The organism is Pigmentiphaga soli, from assembly GCF_039541095.1.
Classification (GTDB): Bacteria; Pseudomonadota; Gammaproteobacteria; order Burkholderiales; family Burkholderiaceae_B; genus Pigmentiphaga; species Pigmentiphaga soli.
In genome coordinates this window covers 1-14,121 of record NZ_BAABFO010000026.1, presented here as the reverse complement: position 1 = coordinate 14,121, position 14,121 = coordinate 1, and the positions used below count along the sequence as shown (strand labels likewise).

Genomic DNA, 14,121 nt, shown 5'->3' with positions numbered 1-14,121 from the left:
TCAGACGTTCGGAGGCAGCAGGAAAGTCGAGCTGATCTTGTTGCCGAGGATGTATACGCGCAGCAGGAATTCGGTCAGGTATTCGTGCAGGCCTTGCTCGAGGATGGGCAGGATGTCGGCGTACACCAGCTCGGCGCGCAGCTTGCCTGCGTAGCGTTCGCAGTCGCGCGAGTTGCCGTTGCTGAGCATGGCGAGGTTGGTGCAGACGCCGTCGATGGAGGCCAGCAGGGAACGCGGCATCGACGGATTCAGGATCAGAAGCTCGGCCACCCGCGGCGGCGTCAGCACGTCGCGGTACACCTGGCGGTAGACCTCCAGCGCGGACACCGAACTCAGGATCGAGGTCCAGTAGTAGAAATCGTCGAGCTGGCCGCCGTCGACCGCATGGCCGTCGCGCCCGGCGTTGACGAAGCGTACGTCGAGGATGCGCGCGGTGTTGTCGGCGCGCTCCAGGAAGGTGCCGAGCTGGTTGAAGTAGAAGGCCTCGTCCTGCAGCGCGGTGCCGAGCGTGACGCCGCGCGACAGGTGCGAGCGGAACTTGACCCATTCGAACACCTCGCTCGGCTCGGCCTCCAGCCAGCCTTCCGACAGGCGCTTGCTGAAGTCCAGCCAGGTGTGGTTGATGGTCTCCCACGACTCCGTGGTCAGCGCGCCGCGCACCGCGCGCGCGTTCTCGCGGGCGTTGTGCAGGCTCGACAGGATGCTGGAAGGGTTGCCGGGATGGGCCACCATGAAATGCAGCACGTTGGCCGGGGTCAGCGCGTCGTATTCGCGCGCGAAGGCCTCGCCCAGCTCGGAAATGTCGAGCACGGCGCGCTGGCTGCCCAGCGCGCTGTCGTCGGACTGCGGCAACAGCAGCGCCTTCATGGTCACGTCCAGCATGCGGGCGGTGTTTTCGGCGCGCTCCATGTAGCGCGCCATCCAGAACAGGTGGTCGGCGGTGCGGCTGAGCATGTCTATTTCTCGGTGATCCAGGTGTCCTTGGTGCCGCCGCCCTGCGACGAGTTGACCACCAGCGAGCCTTCGCGCAGCGCGACCCGCGTCAGGCCGCCGGCGACCATCGACACGTTCTTGCCCGACAGCACGAAAGGCCGCAGGTCGATGTGGCGCGGCGCGACGCCGGCATCGACGTAGGTGGGGCAGGTCGACAGCGCCAGCGTGGGCTGCGCGATGTAGCCCTGCGGCCGCGCCATCAGGCGCAGGCGGAAGGCCTCGATCTCGGCCCTGGAGGCCGTGGGCCCGACCAGCATGCCGTAGCCGCCGGCGCCGTGCACCTCCTTGACCACCAGCTCCGGCAGGTGGGCCAGCACGTAGGACAGGTCGGCCGGCTTGCGGCACTGCCAGGTCGGCACGTTGTTCAGGATCGGCTCTTCCGACAGGTAGAACGAGATCATGTCGGGCACGAAGGGGTAGATCGACTTGTCGTCGGCCACCCCGGCGCCGATGGCGTTGGCCAGCGTGACGCGGCCGGCGCGGTACACCGTCAGCAGGCCTGGCACGCCCAGCACCGATTCGGAACGGAAGGCCAGCGGGTCGAGGAAGTCGTCGTCGATCCGGCGGTAGATCACGTCCACCCGCTGCGGGCCGCGCGTGGTGCGCATGAACACGCTGTTGTCGTTGACGAACAGGTCCTTGCCCTGCACCAGCTCCACGCCCATCTGCTGGGCCAGGAAGGCGTGCTCGAAATAGGCCGAGTTGTAGATGCCCGGGGTCAGCACCACCACGGTCGGGTCGTCGACGCCGGCCGGGCCGACCGAGCGCAGCGTCTCCAGCAGCAGGTCGGGGTAGTGGGCGACCGGCGCCACCTTGTTCTGCACGAACAGTTCGGGAAACAGCCGCATCATCATCTTGCGGTTTTCCAGCATGTACGACACGCCGGACGGCACGCGCAGATTGTCTTCCAGCACGTAGAAATGGGCGTCGCCGTCGGTGCCGGCGCGCACGATGTCGACCCCGGCGATGTGCGCGTAGATATCGCGCGGCACCGCCACGCCCTGCATCTCGGGCCGGTACTGCACATTGGTGTAGACCTGCTCGGCCGGGATGATGCCGGCGCGCACGATGTGCCGCTCGTGGTAGACGTCGTGCACGAACATGTTCAGCGCCCGCACCCGCTGGGCCAGGCCTGCCTGCAGCAGGCTCCATTCTTCGCCCGGGATGATGCGCGGGATCAGGTCGAAGGGGATCAGGCGCTCGGTGCCGCCGGCGTCGCCGTCGACCGCGAAGGTGATGCCGACCCGCCTGAACACCAGGTCGGCCTCGGCGCGCTTGCGCGCCATGCCCTCCCCGGTCTGGCGGGCCTGCCATGCGCAGAACCGCTCGTAGTGGCGGCGGAACTGCCCATCCTCGTACTGCATTTCGTTATAGGAACGCATGGGGGCCCTTGCATGCTGCACGGTATTCGAAGGTTACAAAGCAAAGGACGTACCTGCCCATGCGCGGGCGCGGCCTGCTCGACCGGCTCCCTGGCCTGCGCCCGCCGCACCAGATCGAGGCGCGCGCCACGCCGGCGGCCGCCCGCAACTGGTGCATCGGCGCAGCCGCCCGCTCCCTGGCTTGCGGTAAGCTCGAACCGTCCATGTTACGCCTGACCATTCCAAGCCGTGCCCCTGCCCGACCCGCCCGCGCGCCATGCCGCGCCCGACGATGCCGAAAAACGCCGGCGCCTGCGCCGCATGCAATGGACCGCCGGCGCGCTGCTCGGCGCGGCGGCCGTGCTCTACGTGGCCGCCACCGCCCTGGCCGGGCACGGCGCCGCCTGGCCCTACGTGGCCGCCTTCGCCGAGGCGGCGATGGTCGGCGCGATCGCCGACTGGTTCGCGGTGACGGCGCTGTTCCGGCATCCGCTGGGGCTGTCCTTCATCCCGCACACCGCCGTCATTCCCCGCAACAAGGACCGCATCGCCGACAATCTCGGCCGCTTCGTGCAGGACGAGTTCTTCGCCCCCGAGCGGATCGCCGGCGTGATCCGCGAGCTCGACCCGGCCGCGCGGCTGGCGGCATGGCTGGCGCAGCCGGCCCACGCGCAGTCGGTGGCGGCGGCGCTGGCGCGCTCGCTCGACTACGCGCTCGGCGCCTTCGACGACGAACGGGTGCGCCGCTTCCTGGACCGCAACGTGGCCGCGCTGGTGCGCCAGATCGACCTCGCCTCGCTGGCCGGCGGCATGCTGGAAGGCCTGACCCGCGACGGCCGGCACCAGGCGCTGCTCGACCAGGTGCTGGCCGCCTTCGACGGCTTCATGCGGCGCCCGGAAATCAAGACCGGGCTGGCGACGCAGATGGCGGCCAAGGTGCCGCTTTACTTCGACCGGCTCAAGGCATCGGTGGCCGGCGGGGTGCTGGAGCGCATCCTCGACGCGCTGAGCGAGATGATCGCCGCCATCGCGGCCGACCCGGCGCATCCGCTGCGCGCCGATTTCGACCGCGCCGTCGAGACTTTCGTGCGGCGGCTGCGGGAAGATCCCGAAATGGCGCGCACCGTGAAAGCCTACCAGGCGCGGCTGGCCCGCAACGACGCGCTGCGCGCCTACGTGCACGAGGTCTGGCGCGACCTGGCCGGCGCGCTGCGGGCCGACCTGGCGCGGCCCGACTCCGCCCTGCGCGCGCGGGTGGCCGGCGTGGTGCAACGGGCCGGCGCCCTGCTGCGCGACGACCCGGCCATGCGCGCCTGGATCAACGGCGAGATCCTGGACCGCGTGCCGGCGGTGCTGGACCGGCTGCGCCCGCGCATCGGCGCGCTGATCGCCGGCAAGATGAAGGAATGGAAAGACCGCGAGGTGGTCGACAAGCTGGAGCTGAACATCGGCCGCGACCTGCAGTACATCCGCATCAACGGCACGCTGGTGGGCGGCCTGGTCGGCCTGGCGATCTACGCCGCCACCGAGCTGATCAGGTACTTTCGCGCTGGATGATCTCGAAGCCGAGGTCGACCCGCTGCGGCGTGTCGTGCCGGCCTTCCAGGCGCTGCAGCAGCAGTTCGGCGGCGCGGCGGCCGATCTCCAGTCGCGGCAGCTTCAGGCAGGTCAGCCGCGGCACCGTGTGCTGCAGGATGTCGAGGTCGTCGAAACCGGCGATCGCGATCCGTTCTGGCACCTTCCAGCCGCGCCGCTGGGCCTCGAACAGGGCGCCGATGGCGAACACGTCGCCGGCGAAGAAAATGGCGTCCACGTCCGGCGCGCGCTCGATCATGTCGAGCATGGCCTGGGCGCCGGCGCCGAAGCCGGACTCCACCGCCGCCACCAGCGCCGGATCGCGCGGCCGGTCGAGCGAGGCCAGCGCCGAGTGATAGCCCTTGAGCCGCTCGCGCGAACGCAGGTTGGTGCGCGGCGACAGGCTGACGAAGCCGATCCGGCGGTAGCCGCGCCCGGCCAGGTGCAGCGTCATGGCGCGCGCGGCATTGGCGTTGGAGTAGCTGACCGCCATGTCGAGCGGATTGCGGGCCAGGTCGCCGGTCTCGATCACCGGCACGCCGGCGCGGCGGATCATCTCGACCGCGCGCGGCGTGTGCTGGGTATTGTGCAGCAGCAGCCCGCACACGCGCTGCGCCAGGAAGGCGCCGATCAGCGCCTCTTCCTCCTGCAGCGAATAGCCGCTGTCGGCCAGCAGCAGATGCAGGCCCGACTGGCGCAGGATGTCGGCCGTGCCCTGCACGGTGTTCGAATACAGCGAATTCTGGATGCTGGGAACGATCTGGCCGACCACGTTGGAGCGGTTCGACGCCAGATTGGCCGCGATGTGGTTCGGCACGTAGCCGATCTTGTGGATGGTGTCGAGCACCAGCCGCCGCGTTTCCTCCGACAGCTTGTCGGGCTGGCGCAGCGCGCGCGACACCGTCATCAGCGACACGCCCGCCGCGTTGGCCACATCCAGCATGCGGACGGCGCTGCCGCCGGCGCGACTCTTGTTTGCGGTCACTTCGATCCCCTCATAGGCCGGCGCCGGTGCGCCGGCCGCTTCCCCTGACCCGGAACCGGGCGATTGTATTCCATGACCGCGCCTGCCGCCTTCCCCCGGCCGGCAGGGGGAAAAGGGTCAGGCTTCGACGAACACCACGCCGTCTTCGATCTTGACCGGGTACACGGGCACGTCTTCGCGCGCGGGCGGGCCCAGCACCTTGCCGGTGCGGATGTCGAAGCAGGACTGGTGCATCGGGCATTCGATGACGCCGTCTTCCAGGAAACCCTCCGACAGCCGGACGTCGCGCTGGTGCGGGCACATATCGCCGATCGCGTGGACCTCGTCGCCCAGCAGGTACAGCGCGATCTCGGCTTCGCCGGCGCGCAGCGTGCGGGGCTCGCCCTCCAGGAACTGGGCCAAGGGGGCGACGCGATGCCATTCAGTCATTCGATTCTCCGGAAAGGCTCGGGGCTCAAAGCCCCATTTTCTCGCGATAATAGCTGTAGAAGCCGCGGATCAGCGTCTCGGTCACCATGGTTTCCTGGGGCGAAACGTCGCGGCCGCCCATCTCCACCACCTGCACCGAATCCGGCGCCGCGTTGACCGAAGGCTGCATCATCGCCAGCACCTCGCTGTCGTCGATCGCCACGTAGCCGGCCGGGCCCATCAGGTTGGCCTGCTTGATGCGGCGGTTTTCCATCGCTTCGTCGTCGTCGGCGAAGCCGTAGTGGGTCCACGACAGCTCAGTCTGGGTGGGCGACTTCGGGATGATGTGCCGCAGCGCCAGCGAATTGCCGTGCTGCTGGAAGAACACCGACGGCAGCACCGAGAAGTTGATCATCGAGCTGTCGCCGAATTCGTCCACCGGCTTGACCAGCTCCATGTCTTCGAGCCGGAAATCGCTTTTCAGCGAGGCCAGCTCCTTGGTGACTTCGTTCTGCGTATTGGCGGTGGCGGCCGAGTAGGTCGAGGCCATGATCGCGTGGCGGCCGCCGATGGTCGGCACCGCCTTGAACGCGGTGTCGGTGCGCAGCAGGCCGAAGGTCACGAAGAAGCTGTGCAGCAGCGTGGCGTGGTAGGGGTCGCGGCTGTTTTCCAGGTACAGCTTCCAGTTGCAGGGCAGCAGCTGGCGGTTGTAGCCCAGCAGCTTGAGCGGGCGGCCGCCGCCGGCCGCGCGGTCGACCAGCGCGCCGATCTCGGGGCCGAGGTAGTCGTCCAGCGGCGGCGTTTCGTCGCTGTAGGTGGCCCACACCAGGCCGCCGCGCAGCGCCACGCGCAGGCGGCGCAGGCTGTGCTCGGCCTTCTTGAAGTCGCGCGGCATGCCGCCCTTGCCCATGGCGCCGCGGAAGAACGGCAGCCCCAGCAGGTTGCCCTGCAGGTCGTAGTTCCAGTGGTGGTAGGGACAGGTGAAATCCTTCACCACGCCCTTGTTCTCCCAGACCAGCATGGCGCCGCGGTGCGCGCAGCGGTTCTCCAGCACCTGGATCTCGCCGTTCTCGTCGCGCACCATCACCACCTGGCGGGTGCCGATCCAGCTGCGCTTGTACGCGCCGGGCTGGGCGATCTCGCATTCCAGGCCCACGAAATTCCAGGTGGGACCGGTGTGGAAGACTTCCATTTCGCGCTCGAACAGCGCCGGGTCGGAGTAGATCCAGGCGGGGATGCGGGCGTCGCGCTGCTGCTCGGGCCAGCTGCGGACGGCGGAAGCTTCGAGGATAGAGGTCGAATTCATGGCGGTCCTTCCTTCAAACCGGATAAACGAGCGAGGTGCGGATGCGGTAGTTGTCGTACACGCAGACCCGCTCGCGGAACTTCAGCGCGCCGCCCTGCCGCACGATGCGGTCGAGGTAGCGGCCGACCAGCAGCAGCTGCGATTCGCGGTCGGACTGGCTTTCGAACAGCGCGAAGTTGCCCTGGGAGACGATCTCGCTGCCGGCCTCGAGCAGGCGCACGCCGCCGACGATGTGGCGCACCACGCGCTGCTCGAACACGGCCGTGACGCCCAGCGCGGCGATGCGGTCGTGGATCATGGCGATGCCGCGGCACGCGACCGTCGAGATCGGGAGGCCTTCCTTGAAGTTCTCCAGCGACACGATGCGGTAGTGGCAATCGTCGGTGAAGAAGGTCGCCCAGCGGGGCAGGTCGAAATCGTCGAGGGCGGCGGCGTAGTCGTCGTACAGGTCGCGCAGTTCCGCACGCAGTGCGGAGGCGCTTGCAGTGTCAGTCGTCATGATGTTGCAGAAACTCCAAACCAGGTGTCGTCAAAATCCATCACCTCCCAACCAACCCCGGATGCCGCGGATCCGGCTTCGCCGGTCCGCAGGCATCGCCCTTGAGGGGCGGCCATAGGCCGCCAGGGTGGACCTTCCCATCCGGTCCGCCGGCGTCGCCCCTTGAGGGGCGCGCGAAGCGCCTAGGGTGGGCCTAATTCAATTCGAGCTTGGCGTCGGCGATCACCTTCTTCCAGCGATCGTTCTCGCTCTTGATGTAGGCGCCGAAGTTCTCGACCGTATCGGGGTGGATCGCGGCGCCGAGGTCGACCAGCTTCTTGCGCACTTCGGGCATGGCCAGCGCGTCGTTGGCGGCCTTGTGCAGCTTGGCCACGATGGCCGGCGGCGTGCCGGTGGGCGCGACGATGCCGAGCCAGCCGCTGACCGCGTAGCCGGGCACGCCGGCCTCGGCCACGGTCGGGATGCTGGGTTCGGACTCCAGGCGCTCCTCGCCGCTGACGGCCAGCGCGCGCACCTTGCCGGCGCGGATCTGCGGCAGCGTGACCAGCGGATCGCTGAAGGCCATTTCGATGTGGCCGCCCATCAGGTCGTTCAGCGCCAGCGCGGCGCCCTTGTACGGCGCGTGCACGATGTCGATGCCGGCCATCTGGCCGAACACCAGCGAGGCCATGTGGGGCGAACCGCCCACGCCGGGCGAGCCGTAGTGCAGGTCGCCGGGATGCTTCTTGGCGTAGTCGATCAGTTCCTTGACGGAGTGGATCGGCAGCTGCGGGTTGACCACCAGGATGTTCGAGAACGACACCAGGCGCGCCACCGGCGTGAAGTCGCGCAGCGGGTTGAAGCGCACGTCTTTGTAGATCAGCGGGTTGATCGCCATCACGCCGATGGTGCCCATCATGATGGTATAGCCGTCGGGATCGCTGCGGGCGACGTGTTCGGCGGCGATATTGCCGTTGGCGCCGGCCTTGGGCTCGACCACCACGGGCTGGCCCAGGCTCTGCTGCATCTTGTCGGCCACGATGCGGGCCACGATGTCGGAGGCGCCGCCGGCGGCGGTGGCCACGATGAAGTGGATGGGCTTGGTGGGGTAGTCGGTATCGGCGGCGTGCGCGCCGAACGAGGCGGCCAGCATCAGGCTCGCGGCGAGGGTGGTCATGCGCTTGATCATGCGGGTCTCCTTGTGCGCCAATGATAGCGCTAACTTTTTTAGAACAAGTCTATTCAGATAGCCAACAGGTGTCAAGTAGGAGTCAAACTCCCGATACCTGTCAAATCCGGTATAACCCCCGCCCGGCCGCAGGCATGCCGGCAGCCGCGCGGAGGCGCATCATACCCCCAACAGCCCGTGCAGCGTCTCCATCCGCGATTCGAGCTGCGAGGCGGGGAAGGTATCGGCGATATTGCCGTGCTCCATCACGTAGAAACGGTCGGCCAGCGGCGCCGCGAAGCGGAAGTTCTGCTCGACCAGCAGGATCGTGTAGCCCTTGGATTTCAGCAGCACGATCAGCCGCCCCAGCGCCTGCACGATCACCGGCGCCAGGCCTTCGGAAATCTCGTCCAGCAGCAGCAGCCGCGAGCCGGCGCGCAGGATGCGGGCGATCGCCAGCATCTGCTGCTCGCCGCCCGACAGCCGCGTGCCCTGGCTGTGGCGGCGCTCGGCCAGGTTGGGGAACAGCTGGTAGATCTCCTCCACCGACATGCCGTCGCTCGAGACGTCGGGCGGCAGCAGCAGGTTTTCCTCGGCCGACAGCGACGAGAAGATGCCGCGCTCTTCCGGGCAGTAGCCCACTCCCAGGTGGGCGATGCGGTGGGTCGGCATGCCGACCGTCTCCACGCCGTTGATCCGGACCGAACCCTTGCGCGTGGTCAGGCCCATGATGGCGCGCATCGTGGTCGTGCGGCCCGAACCGTTGCGGCCCAGCAGGGTCACGACCTCGCCCTGCCCGACCGTGACGTCGATGCCGTGCAGGATGTGCGATTCGCCGTACCAGGCCTGCAGGCCGGAGATTTCGAGTGCGGGGCGGGTCATGCGGGGTGTCCTTCCGCGGGATCGGCGCTGCCCATGTAGGCCTCCATCACTTGCGGATTGTTCGAAACGTCGCGATAGCTGCCTTCGGCCAGGATCGAACCGCGCTGCAGCACGGTGATGCGGTCGCTGATGCCGGCCACCATCTTCATGTTGTGCTCGACCATCAGCACCGTGCGGCCCTTGGCCACGCGCCGGATCAGGTCCGTCACGCGGTCGACGTCTTCATGGCCCATGCCGGCCGTGGGCTCGTCGAGCAGCATCAGCTCCGGGTCCATCGCCAGCGTGGTGGCCAGCTCCAGCGCGCGCTTGCGGCCGTAGGAAAGATCGACCGCCGGCGTGCCGGCGAAATCGGCCAGGCCGACGTCGTCCAGCAGCTGCATGGCGCGCGCGTCCAGGTGCGACAGCACTTTTTCGCTGCGCCAGAAATCGAAAGAATTGCCGCGCTTGCGCTGCAGCGCCACGCGCACGTTGCGCAGCGCCGTCAGGTGCGGGAACACGGCAGAGATCTGGAACGAGCGGATCACGCCCTGGCGCGCGATCTGCGCCGGCCGCGCCGCGGTGATGTCGCGGCCGTTGAAGACGATGCGGCCGGCGCTGGGCGCCAGGAACTTCGTCAGCAGGTTGAAGCAGGTCGTCTTGCCGGCGCCGTTGGGGCCGATCAGCGCGTGGATGTGCCCGCGCTGTACGTTCAGGTTGACGTCGTTGACGGCCACGAAGCCCTTGAACTGGCGGGTCAGGCCCTTGGTCTGCAGGATGTAGTCAGTCATGGCGGGCCTCCAGCGCCGGGCGCGCGCGCTGCCGCCACGCCAGCCATTCGCCGATCACGCCGCGGCGGAACGCCAGCACGCAGATCATGAACACCAGGCCGATCACCAGCATCACCGACACGCCGATCGAGTGGAACCACTGCACGCCGGTCAGGCCGGCCATGTAGTCGCCGAAGTCGCCCAGCCGGTCTTCCAGGATGACGACGATCAGCGCGCCCAGTACCGGGCCCACGAAGGTGCCCATGCCGCCCATCAGCACCATCAGGATCACCAGGCCCGACATCGCCCAGTGCGCGTCGGTGAGCGTGGCAAAGCCCAGCACCAGCGTCTTGGTGGCGCCGGCCAGGCCCGACAGCGCGGCCGACAGCACGAAGGCCAGCAGCTTGTAGCGGTTGACCTCGTAGCCCAGCGACAGCGCGCGCGATTCGTTCTCGCGGATGGCGCCCAGCACCTGGCCGAACGGCGAATGGATGATGCGCACGATCAGCGCGAAGCCGGCCGCGGTAACGGCCAGCACCACGTAGTAGAGCGCCAGGTCGTTGCCCAGGTCCAGGCCCAGCAGCGTGCCGCGCGGCACGCCCTGCAGCCCGTCCTCGCCGCCGGTGAACGGCGCCTGCAGGTACACGAAGTACAGCATCTGCGCCATGGCCAGCGTGATCATCGAGAAATACACCCCCTGGCGGCGGATGGCCAGCGCGCCGATCACCCAGCCGCCGGCCGCCCCGGCCAGCGCGCCGAAGGCCAGGCCGGCCAGCGGCGGCCAGCCCAGGCTGGCCAGGGCGTAGCCGGCCAGGTAGGCGGCGCCGCCGAAGAAGGTGGCATGGCCGAACGACACCAGGCCGGTGAAACCGATCAGCAGATTGAAGGCGCAGGCGAACAGCGCGAAACACAGCACCTTCATGATGAACAGCGGGTAGAAAGCAAAGGGCGCCGCCAGCAGTGCGAGCAGCAGCAACCCGTAGCCGAAAGCAACTTTCTTGTCGTGCATGGGGAGGTCGCCTATTTTTCCTTGCCGAACAGCCCGGCGGGACGCAGCAGCAGCACGATCGCCATGATGACGAACACCACGGTGGACGACGCCTGCGGATAGAACACGCCGGTCAGCGATTCCACCACGCCCAGGACCAGGCCGGTGACGATGGAGCCGAGAATGGAGCTGAGGCCCCCGATCACCACCACCGCGAACACGACCACGATGAGATTGGAGCCCATGACCGGCGTGACCTGGAAGATCGGCGCGGCCAGCACGCCGGCCAGCGCCGCCAGCGCCACGCCGAAGCCGTAGGTCAGCATGACCATCAGCGGCACGTTGATGCCGAAGGCCTCGGTCAGCTTGGGGTTTTCCGTTCCGGCGCGCAGCCGCGCGCCGATCCGGGTCCGCTCGATCAGGAACCAGGTGCCGAAACACACCACCGCCGACACCAGCACCACCCAGGCGCGGTAATTGGGCAGGACCATGAAGCCGAGATCAGTGGCGCCCGACAGCGCCTCGGGGGCCGAATACGACTTGCCCGAGACGCCGTAGAACGAGCGCATGATCCCTTCCAGGAAATGCGACAGCCCGATCATGAACAACAGGCCATACGTGTGGTCGAGCCGGTACAGCCGCCGCAGCATGGTCCGCTCGATCACGATGCCGATGGCGCCGACGACGAGCGGGGCGATCAGCAGCATCGGCCAGTAGCCGATGCCGAAATAGGCCAGCCCCATCCAGGTCGCGAAAGCGCCCAGCATGTAAAGGGCGCCGTGCGACAGGTTGATGACGTTGAGCAGGCCGAAAATGATCGCCAGGCCGAGCGACAGCAGGGCGTAGAACGACCCGTTGACCAGGCCCAGCAGCAGTTGCGCCAGCAGGGCCGGGAGTGGGATGCCGAATATATCCATGGAAAATCCGCAATACGTGCGCGCTCAGCTCACTTCCACAGCGCGCATTTCGTTTCGGCCTTGGTCGTGTAGGCCTCGTCGCCGGGGATCGTCTTGATGGTCTTGTAGTAATCCCACGGGTACTTCGATTCGGCCGGCGTCTTGACCTGGCGCAGATACATGTCGTAGACCATGCGGCCGTCGGGGCGGATCACGCCGTGCTTGGTGAACATGTCGCTGATCGTGGTCGACTTCAGCGTGGCCATGACCTTGTCGCCGTCGTCGGTGCCGGCGGCCTTGACCGCCTTCAGGTAGGTCAGCACCGAGGAGTAGTCGCCGGCCTGCATGGCGGTCGGCATCTTCTTCATCTTCTCGAAATAGCGCTTGGCCCAGGCGCGCGATTCGTCGCTCTGGTCCCAGTACCAGCCGTCGGTCAGGTACATGCCCTGCGTGAGCTGCAGGCCGAGCGCGTTGATCTCGGTGATGTGGGTCAGCACGGCTGCCAGCTTCATGGTCTTGTTGATGCCGAACTCGTTGGCCGCCTTGACCGCGTTGATCAGGTCGTCGCCGCTGGTGGCCAGGCCCAGGATCTGCGCCTTGGAAGCCTGCGCCTGCAGCAGCAGGGTCGAGAAATTGGGCGAGGTGCCCACCGGGTGCTTGACCGAGCCCAGCACCTTGCCGCCCTTGGCCTTGATCACGCGGGTGGCTTCGTCTTCCAGCGAGGTGCCGAAGGCGTAGTCGGCGGTCAGGAAATACCAGCTCTTGCCGCCCTGGTCGACGATGGCGCCGGCGGTGCCGCGCGCCACCGACACCGTGTCGTAGGCGTAGTGCACGGTATAGGGCGTGCACTCTTCGTTGGTCAGGCGCGCGGTGGCGGCGGTGACGGCGAAGAAGGGCTTCTTCTTGTCGGCCGACAGCTTGGCCAGCGCCAGGCCGACGCCGGAGTTGGCGCCGCCCACCAGCATGTCGAGGCCGTCGCGGTCGAACCACTCGCGCGCCTTGCTGGCGGCGATGTCGACCTTGTTCAGGTGGTCGGCGTAGAGGAATTCGATCTTCTTGCCGTTGACGGTGCCGCCGAAGTCTTCGATGGCCATCTTGATGGCCTCGACGCCGCCTTGGCCGTCATTGTCGGAATAGGTGCTGGAAATGTCGGTCAGGAAACCGATCTTGACGGTGTCGCCGGATACCTGGGCGCTGGCGGGCGCCGACAGGCCGGCAACCAGGGCGGCGCCGGCAGCCAGCATCAGGGCGTGGGGGGTCTTTCGCATCGTCTCCTCCTGGAACACGGATTTGCGTCAAAGGTTGGTGTGTTGGCGCCGCGTTCCGGCGCGATTCGGTCCGCTCGCGCAGGCCGGCCGGAATGCCGCATGGAAACCGCCCCGGCTCAGCCGGCGCGGCAGAGTCTGCCGCCGTCCACGACCAGCAGCTGGCCGGTGACGTAGCTGGACATGGACGAGCACAGGTATAGCACCGCCCCGGTTACATCTTCGGGCGCGCCCACCCGTCCCAGCGGCAGGCCGTTGGCGGCGGCCTGCAGGCTTTCCGGCGTGCTGAGCGTGGCGCGGTTGAAATCGGTCAGGATGGTGCCCGGCGCGACGCCGTTGACCCGGATGCCGAACGGCGCGAGTTCCACGGCGGCCGAAACGGTCATCTGCCGGATGCCGCCCTTGGTCACGTCGTAGGCCAGCTCGGGCACGCGCGAGGCGACGAAGGCCGAGGTCGACGAAAACGTGACGATGACGCCCTTGCGGCGCGGCACCATGGCCCGCGCGGCTTCCTGCACCGAGAAGAAAGTGCCCTTGAGGTTGACGCGCACCAGCGCATCCCAGTCTTCTTCCTCGTGGTCGAGGAAAGGCTTGACCTTCAGGATGGCGGCCGCGCAGACGGCGATGTCGAGCGGCGCCTCCAGGGAACGGAAGAAGGCGCGCACCTGGCCGACGTCGGAAACGTCGAGCCGGACACCGCGGGCCTGGCCGCCGGCGGTCGCGATGGCGCCCGCCACGGCATCGGCGTTGCCGCCGTCGATGTCGGCCACGGTAACGTGGGCGCCGCGGGCGCCGAGCGCCAGGGCCACGTCGCGGCCCATGCCGCGGCCGCCGCCCGTCACGACGGCGTGCTGCCCATCGAAACGTAAGTCTTCCACACTCGCTCCACGAATCGTGTTTTGGTTGAGTCGGCGCTGCATTTCCCAGGTAGCGCTAACAGTATTGACAGTGACAGGCTGTGTCAACCTGTCACCACTTATACCTAGGGTTTCTGCTCGTGCGACGACCACTGCTGGATGAACTGCACCATCGAGGTCATGTCTTTCGCGGCGCCGTCCTGCCGGTAGGCC

At 67.7% G+C, this 14,121-nt stretch carries 14 protein-coding genes; 1 reads left to right on the top strand and 13 read right to left on the bottom strand.

From position 1 onward, the window contains the following. Both ABD927_RS20420 and ABD927_RS20415 read right to left on the bottom strand, forming a co-directional pair. The gene (locus ABD927_RS20420) at positions 1–954 is read right to left on the bottom strand and encodes an alpha-E domain-containing protein (protein WP_345251707.1); all 954 of its coding nucleotides are present in this window, start codon (positions 952–954) and stop codon (positions 1–3) included. A gap of 2 nt (positions 955–956) precedes the next feature. After that, positions 957–2,375 (bottom strand): circularly permuted type 2 ATP-grasp protein, encoded by a 1,419-nt coding sequence (locus ABD927_RS20415; RefSeq protein WP_345251706.1) that lies wholly within the window; start codon positions 2,373–2,375, stop codon positions 957–959. Between the two features lie 228 nt (positions 2,376–2,603). On the opposite strand from ABD927_RS20415, the gene ABD927_RS20410 reads away from it, so the two are divergent. Then, positions 2,604–3,911, top strand: coding sequence for a DUF445 domain-containing protein (locus ABD927_RS20410; RefSeq protein ID WP_345251705.1), 1,308 nt, complete (start codon positions 2,604–2,606; stop codon positions 3,909–3,911). Here ABD927_RS20410 and ABD927_RS20405 read toward each other — a convergent pair. The 11 genes from ABD927_RS20405 to ABD927_RS20355 form a co-directional block, all read right to left on the bottom strand. After that, on the bottom strand, positions 3,889–4,914 hold the full coding sequence (locus tag ABD927_RS20405) for a LacI family DNA-binding transcriptional regulator (RefSeq protein ID WP_345251704.1): 1,026 nt from the start codon (positions 4,912–4,914) through the stop codon (positions 3,889–3,891). The two genes, ABD927_RS20410 and ABD927_RS20405, sit on opposite strands and share 23 nt — an antisense overlap. Positions 4,915–5,031: 117 nt before the next feature. Next, entirely contained in the window at positions 5,032–5,343 is a 312-nt protein-coding gene (locus ABD927_RS20400; RefSeq protein WP_345251703.1) for a non-heme iron oxygenase ferredoxin subunit, read from the bottom strand. Positions 5,344–5,368: 25 nt separating this feature from the next. Next, positions 5,369–6,628, bottom strand: a complete 1,260-nt coding sequence (locus ABD927_RS20395; RefSeq protein ID WP_345251702.1) for an aromatic ring-hydroxylating oxygenase subunit alpha — start codon at positions 6,626–6,628, stop codon at positions 5,369–5,371. Between the two features lie 13 nt (positions 6,629–6,641). Continuing rightward, positions 6,642–7,127 (bottom strand): aromatic-ring-hydroxylating dioxygenase subunit beta, encoded by a 486-nt coding sequence (locus ABD927_RS20390; RefSeq protein ID WP_345251701.1) that lies wholly within the window; start codon positions 7,125–7,127, stop codon positions 6,642–6,644. A gap of 193 nt (positions 7,128–7,320) precedes the next feature. Beyond that, entirely contained in the window at positions 7,321–8,295 is a 975-nt protein-coding gene (locus ABD927_RS20385) for a Bug family tripartite tricarboxylate transporter substrate binding protein (RefSeq protein ID WP_345251700.1), read from the bottom strand. A 159-nt stretch (positions 8,296–8,454) separates the two neighbouring features. Further along, positions 8,455–9,156, bottom strand: coding sequence for an ABC transporter ATP-binding protein (locus tag ABD927_RS20380; protein WP_345251699.1), 702 nt, complete (start codon positions 9,154–9,156; stop codon positions 8,455–8,457). Then, positions 9,153–9,923, bottom strand: coding sequence for an ABC transporter ATP-binding protein (locus tag ABD927_RS20375; protein WP_345251698.1), 771 nt, complete (start codon positions 9,921–9,923; stop codon positions 9,153–9,155). The genes ABD927_RS20380 and ABD927_RS20375 overlap by 4 nt, the downstream gene beginning before the upstream one ends. Then, the gene (locus ABD927_RS20370; RefSeq protein ID WP_345251696.1) at positions 9,916–10,911 is read right to left on the bottom strand and encodes a branched-chain amino acid ABC transporter permease; all 996 of its coding nucleotides are present in this window, start codon (positions 10,909–10,911) and stop codon (positions 9,916–9,918) included. Before ABD927_RS20370 ends, ABD927_RS20375 begins: the two co-directional genes overlap by 8 nt. Positions 10,912–10,922: 11 nt before the next feature. Further along, a complete protein-coding gene (locus tag ABD927_RS20365) occupies positions 10,923–11,807 on the bottom strand; it encodes a branched-chain amino acid ABC transporter permease (RefSeq protein WP_345251695.1) in 885 nt (294 codons plus the stop codon). A gap of 29 nt (positions 11,808–11,836) precedes the next feature. Then, the gene (locus ABD927_RS20360; protein ID WP_345251694.1) at positions 11,837–13,054 is read right to left on the bottom strand and encodes an ABC transporter substrate-binding protein; all 1,218 of its coding nucleotides are present in this window, start codon (positions 13,052–13,054) and stop codon (positions 11,837–11,839) included. Between the two features lie 116 nt (positions 13,055–13,170). Next, the gene (locus ABD927_RS20355) at positions 13,171–13,929 is read right to left on the bottom strand and encodes an SDR family NAD(P)-dependent oxidoreductase (RefSeq protein WP_345251693.1); all 759 of its coding nucleotides are present in this window, start codon (positions 13,927–13,929) and stop codon (positions 13,171–13,173) included. Between the last annotated feature and the right edge of the window lie 192 nt (positions 13,930–14,121).

Coding starts and splice junctions, on each gene's coding strand:
- ABD927_RS20375 (WP_345251698.1), bottom strand. CDS start 9,923: ATGACTGACTACATCCTGCAGACCAAGGGCCTGACCCGCCAGTTCAAG.
- ABD927_RS20360 (WP_345251694.1), bottom strand. CDS start 13,054: ATGCGAAAGACCCCCCACGCCCTGATGCTGGCTGCCGGCGCCGCCCTG.
- ABD927_RS20395 (WP_345251702.1), bottom strand. CDS start 6,628: ATGAATTCGACCTCTATCCTCGAAGCTTCCGCCGTCCGCAGCTGGCCC.
- ABD927_RS20420 (WP_345251707.1), bottom strand. CDS start 954: ATGCTCAGCCGCACCGCCGACCACCTGTTCTGGATGGCGCGCTACATG.
- ABD927_RS20370 (WP_345251696.1), bottom strand. CDS start 10,911: ATGCACGACAAGAAAGTTGCTTTCGGCTACGGGTTGCTGCTGCTCGCA.
- ABD927_RS20385 (WP_345251700.1), bottom strand. CDS start 8,295: ATGATCAAGCGCATGACCACCCTCGCCGCGAGCCTGATGCTGGCCGCC.
- ABD927_RS20400 (WP_345251703.1), bottom strand. CDS start 5,343: ATGACTGAATGGCATCGCGTCGCCCCCTTGGCCCAGTTCCTGGAGGGC.
- ABD927_RS20380 (WP_345251699.1), bottom strand. CDS start 9,156: ATGACCCGCCCCGCACTCGAAATCTCCGGCCTGCAGGCCTGGTACGGC.
- ABD927_RS20415 (WP_345251706.1), bottom strand. CDS start 2,375: ATGCGTTCCTATAACGAAATGCAGTACGAGGATGGGCAGTTCCGCCGC.
- ABD927_RS20365 (WP_345251695.1), bottom strand. CDS start 11,807: ATGGATATATTCGGCATCCCACTCCCGGCCCTGCTGGCGCAACTGCTG.
- ABD927_RS20390 (WP_345251701.1), bottom strand. CDS start 7,127: ATGACGACTGACACTGCAAGCGCCTCCGCACTGCGTGCGGAACTGCGC.